Origin of the sequence: Reinekea thalattae, assembly GCF_008041945.1 — a bacterium.
In the GTDB taxonomy this organism is placed as follows: domain Bacteria; phylum Pseudomonadota; class Gammaproteobacteria; order Pseudomonadales; family Natronospirillaceae; genus Reinekea; species Reinekea thalattae.
In genome coordinates this window covers 391,027-404,153 of sequence record NZ_VKAD01000002.1, presented here as the reverse complement: position 1 = coordinate 404,153, position 13,127 = coordinate 391,027, and the positions used below count along the sequence as shown (strand labels likewise).

Genomic DNA, 13,127 nt, shown 5'->3' with positions numbered 1-13,127 from the left:
TGAGTAAAAAGCCAGTATGAAGACGTCTTTACAGATAAAAATGGGCCAACAGCTGACCATGACACCTCAGCTGCAACAGGCCATTAAATTATTGCAACTCTCGACACTAGACTTGCAACAAGAAATCCAGCAGGCGTTGGATACCAACCCTATGCTGGAAGTAAAAGAAGACGAAGTCGCTTCCGCCAATGATGTCGCCAATCAAAACGCATCAAATGAACAAAGCCATTCAGAACCTGCCGAAAAAGCCAACGAAGCACCAGATCAATCAACACAAGAACTTTCGGTGCAAGAAACCATTCCTGACGAACTGGCTGTCGACAGCTCTTGGGACGATATCTATACCCATACGCCGACCAGTCATGGTATTGCTTCTGCCGACGATGATTACAATCTCGAAAACATCTACGGCTCGACAGACTCATTAATCGATCATCTTAATTGGCAACTTAACCTCACTCCGATGTCGGATAAAGACCGCATCATAGCCGAAGCCATCTTAGAAAGCGTCGACGAAAAGGGTTACCTTTCTACCGGTATTGAAGATATTTTTGAAGGCTTACAAGAAGGCCTTTCCAGTGAAGAAGACCCACTTGATACCGACGAAGTTGACGCCGTCCTGCACCGCTTACAACAGTTTGATCCACCGGGTGTCTGTGCTGCGAACTTGGCCGACTGTTTAGCAATTCAATTAAAGCAGTTACCTGCTGAAACGCCTTATCGTGATGTTGCCATTAAAGTCGTTGAAAACCATATCGAGCTATTAGGCACCAAAGACTTTGCACAACTCATGCGTAAACTGCGAATTAAAGAAGCAGAGCTTAGAGAAGTCTTTTTACTGATTCAAACGCTTAACCCACACCCAGGTGCGTCTGTTGAATCCAGTAAATCTGAATATGTCATTCCGGATGTTATTGTCTCGAAAGATATAGAAAACAATCGTTGGTTGGTCGAGCTGAATCCAGAAATTGCGCCAAAACTCAAGGTCAACTCGTCTTACGCCTCAATGGTCAAGCGAGCCGATAACTCAACCGACAACACCTACTTAAAAGATCACTTACAAGAAGCCAAGTGGTTTATTAAGAGCTTGCAAAGTCGAAACGAAACCTTACTAAAGGTCGCAACCACCATTGTTGAGCATCAACGTAACTTCTTAGAGTACGGCGACGAAGCTATGAAACCTCTGGTGTTGCACGACATTGCCGAAGCGGTCGGCATGCACGAATCAACCATTTCTCGTGTCACTACACAAAAATACATGCATACGCCTCGTGGCCTGTATGAGTTGAAGTATTTCTTCAGTAGCCACGTCAGCACCGACTCTGGCGGTGAATGTTCAAGTACTGCGATTCGAGCACTGATTAAAAAATTAATTGCCGCTGAAAACCCACGTAAGCCTTTAAGCGATTCAAAAATCGCTACCTTACTGGGCGAGCAAGGTATCCAAGTGGCGCGGCGCACCATTGCTAAATACCGCGAAGCAATGAACATTCCTCCGTCAAACGAACGTAAGAGTTTAATTTAAATGCAAAAATAATGGCTATATCGCTTGATGTTTTCTAACGCAACAGCAATATTTATAGGTAGGTCCTGTTAAACGAAGAAGTCAGTAAGTTATCGCTGACATCTCACTTCTAACAAATACAGTTGTATAACGGCTAATAGCATCAGTTGTTAGTCGAATGGGTCTCTTACTCAGTAAGCGATCTACATGGCACATCTAACAGGTCACTGACCCGTTAAGAGCCTGCCAAAACTGCAATAATAAAGGAGCAGCCTATGCAAGTTAATATTAGCGGACACCACGTCGAAGTTACTGAATCTCTACATAACTACGTTTCAAGCAAACTAGATAAATTGGAACGTCACTTCGACCAGATGGGTAATATTCAAATAACGCTAAGTGTTGAAAAAGAAAGACAAAAGGCCGAAGCATCCATTAACGTAAAAGGAGGCCAAGTACACGCTGATGCTGTTCACGATGACCTCTACGCCGCGATCGATCTACTCAACGACAAACTAGATCGGCAACTCATTAAGCGCAAAGAAAAAAACATTGCGCACAAACAGGGAAATTAACTGCTTAAATGATTCAACTGAGTCAAATACTGAGCGCCGAACAAACCTATATGGAAAGTTTTGGCGCCAGTAAAAAACGCATCCTCCAAACCATCGCCGAGCGTCTATCTTCGACGCTCGACGGCGTTTCAGAACTCGATCTTTTTGATCAATTAATTGCGCGTGAGCGATTAGGCAGTACAGGAATTGGTTCTGGCTTTGCTGTGCCTCACTGTCGTTTAGAAGGCCTTACCTCACCGGTTGCGGCTCTGATAAAAATACCTGAGGCTGTCGATTTTGATTCTATCGACAAACAGCAGGTAGACCTTATCTTCGCTTTAGTGGTGCCTGTTGAAGCCACCGATGATCACCTTCAACTGCTGGCCAGTGTGGTCGAGCAAGTTAGCAATCCTGAAGCCTTGGCTAATATTAAAAGCAGCCAAACACCTCTAGACTTATACAATCACTTTATTGGAAACTAACCTCACCAGTAACCGATTGGGCAATCACATGACGTCGACAGACTTTCGTTTGATCTTAATCAGCGGTCGTTCAGGCTCGGGCAAATCTACCGTGCTCAACAGCCTAGAAGACGCCGGTTATAACTGTATTGATAACCTACCGCCAGCGCTTTTACCGGAACTCATCAACTGGATGTCGAGCAATCCAAACAGCCGCAAAGCCGCGGTCTGTATTGATGCACGTAATTCCACCGACAGCATCAGTACTCTACCGGCGATACTGCAAAACATCAGCAGCTCCGTTGCAGTGGAAGTGGTGTTTTTAGATGCTGACGACTCTATTTTATTACAGCGCTTCAGTGCTACTCGGCGTAAACACCCACTGACAGATCAGTCACACTCTTTAGCCGAAGCGATTGAGAGCGAGACCAAACTTCTCGGACCTATCGCCAGCTGTTGTAATTTACGTATTGATACCAGTGCGCTATCGGTGCAAGACTTACGTTTGCAGATCAAGCAGCAACTGATTGAAAAGCCGACCGGCCTAGCCTTGCAATTTATGAGCTTCGGCTTTAAACACGGGCTTCCGAAAGATACCGATTTAGTCTTTGATGTACGCTGCCTGCCAAACCCCTATTGGGATAAGAACTTGCGCCAGTTCACCGGCAAAGACCAACCCATTCAGGCATTCTTAGAAAAAGAAGCCTCAGTGAATTTAATGTATCAAGATATTTTTAATTACATGCAGCGTTGGTTACCGGAGTACGAAAAAAACCAGCGCAGCTATCTGACTGTAGCCATTGGCTGTACCGGCGGTCAGCATCGATCAGTCTATTTAGCCGAGCGGCTGTTTGCAGCCTTCCAAACAGACTACGCATCGATCCAGATTAGACACCGAGATTTAGGGCAGGACACCGATTGATTGAGCAAACCATTACCATCATTAATAAATTGGGATTACACGCTCGCGCGGCTGCAAAGCTGGTCAATACTGCCAGCCAGTTTGAAAGCCAAATACACATCAGTAAAGGCGCTCGTCAAGCTGACGCCAAGAGCATTATGTCGATCATGATGTTAGCAGCAACCCAAGGCACCGAAATTGTTTGCACATTAGAAGGCAGCGACGAAATTGAAGCCTGGCAACAGGTTTCGGCGTTAATTAATAATCGATTCGATGAAGACGAATAGTCGCCACTGAATATCACTCAAGGACAGTAACCCTTCATGCACTCTGGTTCTAACGACGCAATCTTTGACCAGTATCGATCGCTAATTTATAAAGCCATCGATAGCGGCGATTTCACGGCTATCGAAACCCTGTTTAACCACAACCTATCGACCGTTGATCTTGCTCACTTACTTGAGTCGACACCCTCAAAAACACGGATTCTACTGTGGAGCTTCATCAGCGAAGACAATCAAGGTGATGTCCTAACTCACTTAAATGACGACATCCAGCAAGCCCTATTAGGCAAGATGTCAGCCGAAGAGATTGTCGAGACGATTCAGAATATTGAAAGCGATGATCTTGCAGACATGCTGCAACATATATCGCCAGACGTCTCAGATCGGGTTCTGCAACTGCTGCCAATCCAAGAACGTGCTCAGGTCGAAGGCCTACTCGCCTACCCTGAAGACACCGCCGGCGGCTTAATGAATACCGATTTAATCATGGTGCGTGCCGATGTTAACGTTGAAACGGTGTTGCGCTATTTACGCAAACTGTCCTTGCCAGAATCTTTAGACCGAGTTTGGGTCACTGACCGAAACCTCAATTACCAAGGCTCTTTAGCCATCACTCAATTGCTGACCAATCGCCCTGATGAATTAGTGAGCAATATAATGTCCAGCGACATCAAGGGCATTGACGCATACGCCGACGAAGAAGAAGTAGCGCAGGTATTTGAACGTCACGATCTAGTCTCAGCACCGGTTATCAACGCTGAAGGCATTCTCATTGGCCGCATTACCATCGATGACGTGGTCGATGTTATCCGAGAGAACGCCGATCACAACATGCTCAGCATGGCCGGTCTTGATGAAGAGGGTGATATCTTTGCGCCAGTCGTCAAAAGTAGCCGTGAACGTGCGGTTTGGCTCGGCATTAACATGGCAACCGCCTTTATTGCTGCAGCTGTGATGAGTCGATTTGAAACCTCGATAGCACAGATTGTCGCACTGGCAGTGCTGAGTCCTGTTGTGGCCAGCATGGGCGGTATCGCTGGCAGCCAAACACTGACGCTTATAATTCGCGGCATGGCCACCGGCCATATAACACGCGGTAATTTACGCTGGATGCTACTTCGTGAGCTAGGAGTTGGTTTGCTCAATGGCGGCCTGTGGGCATTGGTGATTGGCGCTATTACCGTCGGTTGGTATCACAGCGTTTCATTGGCTTTGGTCATCGCTGCGGCAATCTTGGTAAACATCTGCTTAGCCGTTCTTTCAGGAACCTTGCTGCCGTTTGTCTTAAAATCCGCTAACATTGACCCTGCACTTTCCGGTAGCGTTATTTTAACCACACTCACCGATGTATTTGGTTTTTTGACCTTTTTGGGTCTAGCAACCGCATTTTTACTCTAAAGATAAGCCCTAGGTAACCAATTTATGACAGATTCCACGCCCGATAACGATGACATTATTTGGGTCAGTAAGACCGAAATTAAAAAAGACATGCATAAATTGCAGCAAATGGGCGAGCAACTTTTACGTGTTAAAGCCTCTGAGCTTGCGTCTTTTCCATTAAATGATGAAATGTTTGCCGCGATTGAAGAAAGTAAGCGCATTAAAAGTAATGAAGCGATGCGTCGACATCTGCAATACATCGGTAAGCTGATGAGAAACTTGGATATCGAAGCTATCCAACTCTGCCTCGATAAACTCGACCCTTCGTCAGACTATTATCAACGCATTCAAAACCAGGCTGAATTATGGCGCTATAAGCTATTAACGTCGACGGACGCCTTAGGTCAATGGATCGATCAGCATCCAGAAACTGATCGGCAACAATTGCGAGCGCTGATCCGCTCGGCCCAAAAAGAACAAAGTGACGACTTTTCTAGCCAAGATCAGATCAAAGCGGGTAAAAACACCAAAAAGATTCTACAGCTGGTAAAAGAAACGCTTTTAGCCTGATCCAACTGACCAGAGCGCTCAGCTTGAGCTGCTCTGGCGGCCTTGCGAGCATCGATCCAATATTTCAAACAGAGAATAAAAGGTCAGTTCGCCATAGCGACTTAAGCTAATTTCACACATACGATTGTTAGAAATACCGTAAGCACAGGTATCGATCTGGAAAGGTAAGTAAGCCAGCGCATGCTGAGCTCGCTCTGGCTGAGTAAAGGCTTGATCCCCAACGCTACCACAGCAATCAATACCATCCGGCTCAACCCAATCGGGTGTTAATTTATCAACCACTCGATAAAAGCTCGATTCAACGCCTAGCTGGCGTGTGGCACAGCTGACAAATACCGCAACACGCTGTATCTCCGGTGTAATATCTAATCGATCCAGTAAAAACTTATCAATAAACTCTGAGCTTTCGTAAAGGTGAATACCGCGTGCACGCGCTTGAGCCATTAGGGCTTCGCTACATGCGCTGGTATCGGCTAATACCGGATAACGACCTGCACTGGAAACTTCCCATAGGGTTGAAATTAATTCTTCTTGCATCTGATCAGCAGCATCAGCCAACCCTTTATGTCTAAGATAAGCACCACAGCACAAGCCGCGAGTGGGTTGTGGATAAACCACATTCAGATTGGCTTTATTTAATACGCTTTGCACGGCGTTAGGAATATTCACTCGATCATCATTAAGTGCCGAACCGAACGATTGACTGACACAAGAAGGCCAATACACAACCGTGCTTTCTTTTGTTAGACGGATTAATTCATTACGTGCATAAACCGGGCGCGAAGCGGCTGGCAGTGTCGACAACCAAACCGGGGTTCGACCTTTGGTTAACTGACGCAAGCGACGAGAAAAGGCTTCGCAACGCTCAGCACCAAATAAACGCTGGAATGCAACGCCAATATTTAGAAGACCACGGAACCAACTGGCCAAGTTTGCAAAATGGCGCACATAAAGCTTACCGATCTTCTGTTTAATAGGATTCACTGCTGCACCTTTTAACTACTAGCCACTCACCACACACAACTAACTGCGCGGGCCATCGTAAAATACCGTCTCAAGAGATCGTTCGAAACATCAACAAGCCATTTAAGCGGCCTGATGAGTCATTTCAATATGTAAAATATCGTCTTCTAAATAGGTTGAACCAACCGTTTGAAAACCAAACTGCTGATAAAAACGCACCAAATAGTGCTGTGCGCTAATGGTAATAGGGAAACCAGAAAACAGAGTCCGGCACTGTTTTACTGCTTCAGCCATGAGACGCTGACCAACCTTTTGATCTCGATAATCAATATGGCAACAGACTCGCCCTACTGAGCAAGCACCACTATAGGATACATCCGGCATCAATAACCGAGCGACGGCAACCAATTTACCATCCTGATAACCCAATAGATGCCAAGCAGAGATGTCCTTACCGTCTAAGTCCTGATAAGGGCAATTCTGCTCTACCGAGAACACAGCTAGGCGCAAAGCCAGCATCTCATAAAGTGTCACGCTATCCAATTGGTCGAACGGTATGCATTTAAAGGTTAATTGCTGGCTTGGTTGGCGATAGTCCAAAGGGATTCCTCTTTTCTTAAACCTGTTATAAACATCAATCTGTTATAAACGTCACTCAATCATCCGACATGCGCCGCTATTAACTCTTTATCAACCATCCGCTTTAATCTGGATCGGCTGAGAAGCATAAAATGCTGGCTGGTCATACTGCTGCAAGGCATTGTATCGAATCATATCAATCAGTTCAGTGATATATAAATCACCTCGACTGCTATAACCCTTGATGCCCCAAACTAATTCGGTGCTATTTAACAGCTCGTTGCGATCCCGAGATTGCGCTCGGAGCGCTCGAAAAGCAGCATATTGCCGATGTGTATTGAGGTTTCGGAAATAGCTGTCGACCGAATCAGCAACCGAATAAAACACGCGAACCTCATGTGAGGCATCACTATCGCGGCCTGTTGGCACTAAACCACAGCCCTGACTAAAGCACCACTGACCAAATAAATTATTTCCTTCTACGGCAAAACGGCTCGTTCCCCAAGCGCTCTCATTCGCCGCCTGAGCCAAAACTAGCGAAGCTGGAATGGTATCAACCCGAAGCATCAGCTGCTCAAAGGCAGCACTAGACGCAATCGGTTCTGCAACACGATAATAATCGTGCAATTCACCCAGCATCTGCTGCTGCCAATAGGCTAGCGTTTCGCCCTGCTCAATGGTTTGGTAAACCAGCACTAACCATGCTCGCTCAGACTCTATCCGTAAATTGATTCGGCTAATCTGCGGCTGTAAAAAATCAAAAAACTGCTGCTTTTTTTGCTCCGTATCGGTCACGGCGGCAAAGTCAGGTAACGGCGGTTGTTGCAAAGCGGTTCGGGGTGATAACAGAGGATTGCCAGTATGATTATTCGCATAGAGGCTGTGAGAATCAAAACCCAAATACAGCAAAAAACCAAACATGATACGGCCAGCAATGGGGGAAAATCGATAATTCAACATTAGATCTCGTTTATAGGTTCGCAAAAAAGTAAATCACGCTCTTCAGTGCATTAAAACCGATTATAGATGAGCCAATCATTAAGCTTCAATCTAGGCTTAGTTAGCCGAAATGAAGACAGCACTATCTACAGGCATGACATAGGCACTTTTAAATAGAAGTAGAAGTTGGGGAAAACGCTGAGAGAACATCAAAATAGGTGAAATGGTAAAGAGCACTTATAGGTAAGAAGCTTTTAGCCTATTACTCGTTAGGTCCACACTGTCTGTCCACGAGGACTAAACAAAATGAGGACCTAACAGAGTTAAGCGAGCGATTACCTTTGATAAGGCTGTTGTCGCTGCACTTTGACGGGCACAGGCTTAAGTTTCGCCGTGATTTTTTGCTGTACAAACAAAACAATTAGAACAGCGCTAAGAGTCGTTAACATTGTGACTTCCATAAGGCACCTCTCTTTTTATTAAGGACAATCATTCCCTGCATATCTAAGGTATGGGGCTATTTTTCTAACTTACAAGAGCTTACCTCTTGCAGTATAGACCGAAATAACCACAGGAATGTCATAAAAAAGTGGTAGCGGCAGGTTAATCGACTCTTTTTGGTATGGCACTTGGGAAGCTGGCTATCGTCGCGCCTTTTGAATCGGACACCTTGGGCGTGCCCTCTTTTTCGACTTCATCGATACGAACAATAGAATGCATGGGGATATAGGATCGATTGACGCCTGAAAACTCTTTTTGCAGGCGCTCTTCACCGGGGTCGACCACTAGCTGGCTTTTTTCACCAAAAATCAGATTTTCGACCTCAATAAAGCCGTACATATCGCTTTGAAAAATTTGATTACAGTAAATCTCATAGAGTTTATCTTGATTGACAAAAATAACGCGGTAAATGGATTTTTTAGAACTCATAGCTTTCCGATTAGACAATAATTCACTGAATTGACAGAAAAATCAGCCGCCAAGTCTACACACTGGTTAGGATTTTTACAGACTTTGTTTGGAATTTACTCGCTGACAGGTATAATTTCGCACCCTGATTTTTTGACTTAAATAAAACCTAATGACAACAAAGAAACTCTTTATTAAAACGCATGGCTGCCAAATGAATGAGTACGACTCATCGAGAATGGGCGACTTATTGAATGACAGCCACGGATATGAGCTAACAGATGACGAAACCGAAGCGGACGTCATTCTGCTAAATACCTGCTCTATCCGCGAAAAAGCGCAAGAAAAGGTGTTTCACCAGCTCGGTCGCTGGAAGTCACTAAAAGAAAAAAATCCGAATTTAAAAATTGGTGTCGGTGGCTGTGTTGCCTCGCAAGAGGGCAAGGCTATTTCTGAGCGTGCACCGCACGTTGACCTGATTTTTGGCCCGCAGACATTGCACCGCCTACCAACCATGATCGATGCAACCGATGCTGCCGCTAAAACAACCGGCAACCGCATCGCCATGGTGGATGTCACCTTCCCTGAAGTAGAGAAATTTGACCACTTACCTGCACCTTCTAGTGATGGCATTTCTGCGTTCGTCTCCGTGATGGAAGGCTGTTCAAAATACTGTACCTTCTGTGTTGTGCCCTACACGCGCGGTGAAGAAGTTAGCCGACCATTCGACGATGTTATTGCAGAGGTCATACACTTAGCAGAGCAAGGCGTTCGAGAAATCAACTATTTAGGTCAAAATGTAAATGCCTATCGCGGCACTAAGCACGACGGCACAGTAGCTGATCTTGCCGACCTAATTACGCTGACCGCCCATATTGACGGTATTGACCGTATTCGCTTTACCACCAGCCACCCTGTTGAATTCAGCGATAGCCTCATTGACGCCTACAAAGACGTTCCTGAGCTGGTTAGCCATCTGCACTTGCCTGTGCAAAGTGGTTCTAACAATATTTTAGCCGCGATGAAACGAGGCCATAAGGTCGACGAATACATCGATAAAATGGAGCGTATTCGCGCTAACCGACCAGACATTAGCTTTTCGTCAGACTTTATCATTGCCTTTCCTGGTGAAACGGACCAAGACTTCGAAGACACCATGAACCTGATTCAGCAGATTGGTTTTGATCATTCTTTCAGCTTTATCTATAGCGCTCGACCAGGTACTCCAGCAGCCGAGCTAAGCTGTGACTTACCTGAAGAAACCAAAAAACAGCGCTTACAAATTTTGCAACAACGCATTATCCAGCAAACCAACCAAATCGCTCGACGTATGGTTGGTACTGTTCAAATGATCCTCGTCACAGGCCGCAGCGAACGCAACCCTGAAGATCTTTACGGCCGCAGCGAAAACAACCGTAATACCTTCTTTGTCTGTGACGACGACAGCCTAATCGGCAAGTTTGTACAGGTGCATATCACCGAGGCTTTCACCAACAGCCTACGCGGTGAAATCATCAACGCAGACCTTGCCTATTGATCCTAAACAAGTAACTATTTGGCTTACTTAGACATCCATATTGAGTATCAATCAAGTCACTTCTCAGCATGCCTAACGCTATTAGGTAGCGCTGAGGAAAAGACTTTTTGACATGCACGAACTACTCAGTATGCTTAAACTGAAAAAACGAAGGACTTAATTGACTTGAACACCCCCTCATCGGCTGAAGGCAGGCTTGACGGCCATTCATCTTCGGCACAATTTTCGTTAGAACCTGACCATCCTCAACGCTTGGCATCCTTATGCGGCCTAGCCAACGACAATCTAAAATTGATTGCCGAGCGGCTCGACGTACGCATTACCAATCGAGGCAATCAGTTCGAAGTCAGCGGTGAAACAGACCAAGTCAGTATGGCAGAGCGCGCCATAAAGCAGCTCTATAAAGAAACCGGCGGTCAGCGAGACTTAACACCGGACGCCATCCATTTAGCATTGCAGCCTAGCGAGGCTCAACGGCTAAAAGCGCCGACCAAGATGCACGACGATAAACTTTACGTGGTGCACACACCTAAGTTGGTCGTGCGTCCGCGTGGCGGCAACCAAAAACGTTATGTTCACAGCGTTCTGAATCACGACATTAATTTTGGTATTGGCCCAGCCGGTACCGGTAAAACATACTTAGCCGTTGCCTGCGCAGTGCAGGCGCTACAAAAAGACGAAGTACGCCGAATTTTATTAGTTCGGCCTGCTGTCGAAGCCGGTGAAAAACTCGGTTTCTTACCCGGCGATCTAAGCCAAAAGGTTGATCCCTATTTACGCCCGCTGTATGACGCGCTTTACGACATGCTCGGCTTTGAAAAGGTCGACCGACTAATTGAACGTAATGTTATCGAGGTGGCACCACTGGCTTATATGCGTGGCCGAACCTTGAGCCACTCCTTTATTATTCTCGATGAAAGCCAAAACACCACACGTGAACAAATGAAGATGTTCTTAACCCGTATTGGCTTTGGCTCTACGGCAGTGATTACCGGCGATCCAACACAGATCGACTTACCACGAGGCCAAGCTTCTGGTTTACGTCACGCCATTGAGGTGTTAGAAAATATAGAAGGCATTAGCTTCACCCACTTTGAGTCGAGTGATGTTGTGCGCCACCCGCTGGTGCAACGTATTGTCGATGCCTATGAGGCGAAAGAAGACAAATGATGTTAACTCTCGATTTACAGCTAGCAACCAGCGACGAACCTCCTCCCTCGGCAGCCGATTTTGAGCGCTGGTTAAACGCCGCCTTAGCAGGCAGAAGAGACGAAGCTGAACTCAGCATTCGACTCGTCGACGCAGACGAAAGCCAATCCCTTAACGCCCAATACCGCGGTAAAGACAAGCCAACCAATGTGCTTTCTTTTCCTTTTGAGGCACCTGAGGGAATCCCCAGTTCCGAACTCGATCACCTATTAGGTGATCTGGTTATTTGCGCATCGGTCATTGCGCACGAAGCAAAACAACAACAAAAACCCGAGCTCAACCATTGGGCCCATATGGTCGTACACGGTACGCTTCATCTATTGGGTTATGACCACCAAAATGATGAAGAAGCCATTGAAATGGAACAGCTAGAGCGCAATATTCTGGAAACGCTAGGCATTCCTGACCCCTATTTGAGTGAATACCAAGGACAAACATTATGAGTGATGATCGACCGACGAGTAGAAGCCCCGGTAAAAAGTCTTTATTTGAAAGACTCGGAGACGCCTTTACCGGGGAACCTAAAGACAGAGATGAGCTACTCGCTATCATCCATGAGGCACATGAGAACAAGATTCTTGATGATGACTCGTTACGTATTATTCAGGGCGCGTTAAACGTATCCGACCTACACGTGCGCGACATTATGATTCCGCGCTCCCACATGGTCTGCCTTGAATACGGCGAAAGCATCAAGCAATGGGCCACCAAAGTGACCGAATCGGGTCACTCGCGCTTCCCAGTATTAGGTGAAAACAGCGATGAAGTCGTTGGTGTATTGCTCGCCAAAGACATGCTTTCGCTGACACTGAAATACGACTTCAGTGAAGAACTGATGCAAAAGCACATTAAAGACATTATTCGCGATGTGAATTTTGTCCCCGAAAGCAAGCGCGTTAACGTGCTACTGCGGGACTTCCGTACCAATCGCTACCACATGGCGATTGTCGTTGATGAATACAGCGGCATTGCTGGTTTGGTGACTATTGAAGATGTACTGGAAGAGATCGTCGGGGAAATTGAAGACGAGCACGACGACGAAACCATTAAAAACATCGCCTCAAATGGCAACGGCGGCTACATCGTGCAGGCACTGACACCGGTTGAAGACTTTAACAATCACTTCTCTACCAATTTCAGTGACGAGGAGTTCGATACCATCGGCGGTGTGGTGATGCATGAGTTTGGCCGTGTACCTAAACGAGACGATACCATTCAGATCGATGCTATCGAAATTAAAGTAACCACGGCAGATAATCGTCGGGTACGCTCTTTTGAGGTCAGTGTCGCGAACTGACAATCAAAAGTTTGCGATTAGCCTGTCATCGACCGGCTAA

General features: G+C 46.1%; 15 protein-coding genes. 11 read left to right on the top strand and 4 right to left on the bottom strand.

Features of this window, described 5'->3' with window-relative positions; translation table 11 throughout:
- The first annotated feature begins 16 nt into the window (after nt 1-16).
- The 7 genes from FME95_RS12230 (at nt 17) to yjgA (ending at nt 5,654) form a co-directional block, all read left to right on the top strand.
- On the top strand, nt 17-1,525 hold the full coding sequence (locus tag FME95_RS12230; protein WP_147714765.1) for an RNA polymerase factor sigma-54: 1,509 nt from the start codon (nt 17-19) through the stop codon (nt 1,523-1,525).
- A gap of 254 nt (nt 1,526-1,779) precedes the next feature.
- Nucleotides 1,780-2,079 carry a ribosome hibernation-promoting factor, HPF/YfiA family gene (gene hpf / locus FME95_RS12225; protein ID WP_147714764.1) on the top strand — a complete coding sequence of 100 codons (300 nt, stop codon included), beginning with the start codon at nt 1,780-1,782 and terminating at the stop codon, nt 2,077-2,079.
- 8 nt (nt 2,080-2,087) lie between these two features.
- Nucleotides 2,088-2,540, top strand: a complete 453-nt coding sequence (locus FME95_RS12220) for a PTS sugar transporter subunit IIA (RefSeq protein WP_147714763.1) — start codon at nt 2,088-2,090, stop codon at nt 2,538-2,540.
- 28 nt (nt 2,541-2,568) lie between these two features.
- Nucleotides 2,569-3,441, top strand: a complete 873-nt coding sequence (gene rapZ, locus FME95_RS12215) for an RNase adapter RapZ (RefSeq protein ID WP_147714762.1) — start codon at nt 2,569-2,571, stop codon at nt 3,439-3,441.
- Nucleotides 3,438-3,707 carry an HPr family phosphocarrier protein gene (locus FME95_RS12210; RefSeq protein WP_147714761.1) on the top strand — a complete coding sequence of 90 codons (270 nt, stop codon included), beginning with the start codon at nt 3,438-3,440 and terminating at the stop codon, nt 3,705-3,707. Before rapZ ends, FME95_RS12210 begins: the two co-directional genes overlap by 4 nt.
- A gap of 36 nt (nt 3,708-3,743) precedes the next feature.
- Nucleotides 3,744-5,102 carry a magnesium transporter gene (gene mgtE / locus FME95_RS12205; protein ID WP_147714760.1) on the top strand — a complete coding sequence of 453 codons (1,359 nt, stop codon included), beginning with the start codon at nt 3,744-3,746 and terminating at the stop codon, nt 5,100-5,102.
- A 24-nt stretch (nt 5,103-5,126) separates the two neighbouring features.
- Nucleotides 5,127-5,654, top strand: a complete 528-nt coding sequence (gene yjgA / locus FME95_RS12200) for a ribosome biogenesis factor YjgA (RefSeq protein ID WP_147714759.1) — start codon at nt 5,127-5,129, stop codon at nt 5,652-5,654.
- Between the two features lie 18 nt (nt 5,655-5,672).
- Here the strand turns inward: yjgA and FME95_RS12195 are convergent, their stop codons facing one another.
- The 4 genes from FME95_RS12195 to FME95_RS12180 form a co-directional block, all read right to left on the bottom strand.
- Nucleotides 5,673-6,638, bottom strand: a complete 966-nt coding sequence (locus FME95_RS12195; protein WP_147714758.1) for a heterodisulfide reductase-related iron-sulfur binding cluster — start codon at nt 6,636-6,638, stop codon at nt 5,673-5,675.
- Between the two features lie 102 nt (nt 6,639-6,740).
- On the bottom strand, nt 6,741-7,217 hold the full coding sequence (locus FME95_RS12190; RefSeq protein WP_222709982.1) for a GNAT family N-acetyltransferase: 477 nt from the start codon (nt 7,215-7,217) through the stop codon (nt 6,741-6,743).
- A 90-nt stretch (nt 7,218-7,307) separates the two neighbouring features.
- Nucleotides 7,308-8,156, bottom strand: coding sequence for a glucosaminidase domain-containing protein (locus tag FME95_RS12185; protein WP_147714757.1), 849 nt, complete (start codon nt 8,154-8,156; stop codon nt 7,308-7,310).
- 582 nt (nt 8,157-8,738) lie between these two features.
- Nucleotides 8,739-9,065 (bottom strand): DUF1820 family protein, encoded by a 327-nt coding sequence (locus FME95_RS12180; protein ID WP_147714756.1) that lies wholly within the window; start codon nt 9,063-9,065, stop codon nt 8,739-8,741.
- Nucleotides 9,066-9,216: 151 nt separating this feature from the next.
- Between FME95_RS12180 and miaB the strand changes: the two genes are divergently transcribed.
- From miaB to FME95_RS12160, 4 genes are all read left to right on the top strand, one after another.
- Complete coding sequence (miaB, locus tag FME95_RS12175; RefSeq protein WP_147714755.1) at nt 9,217-10,581, top strand: tRNA (N6-isopentenyl adenosine(37)-C2)-methylthiotransferase MiaB; 1,365 nt, start codon at nt 9,217-9,219, stop codon at nt 10,579-10,581.
- Nucleotides 10,582-10,746: 165 nt separating this feature from the next.
- On the top strand, nt 10,747-11,751 hold the full coding sequence (locus FME95_RS12170) for a PhoH family protein (RefSeq protein WP_147714754.1): 1,005 nt from the start codon (nt 10,747-10,749) through the stop codon (nt 11,749-11,751).
- Nucleotides 11,748-12,233 (top strand): rRNA maturation RNase YbeY, encoded by a 486-nt coding sequence (gene ybeY / locus FME95_RS12165; RefSeq protein ID WP_147714753.1) that lies wholly within the window; start codon nt 11,748-11,750, stop codon nt 12,231-12,233. Before FME95_RS12170 ends, ybeY begins: the two co-directional genes overlap by 4 nt.
- Entirely contained in the window at nt 12,230-13,087 is an 858-nt protein-coding gene (locus tag FME95_RS12160) for a CorC family transporter (protein WP_147714752.1), read from the top strand. Before ybeY ends, FME95_RS12160 begins: the two co-directional genes overlap by 4 nt.
- The last annotated feature ends 40 nt before the right edge of the window (nt 13,088-13,127 follow it).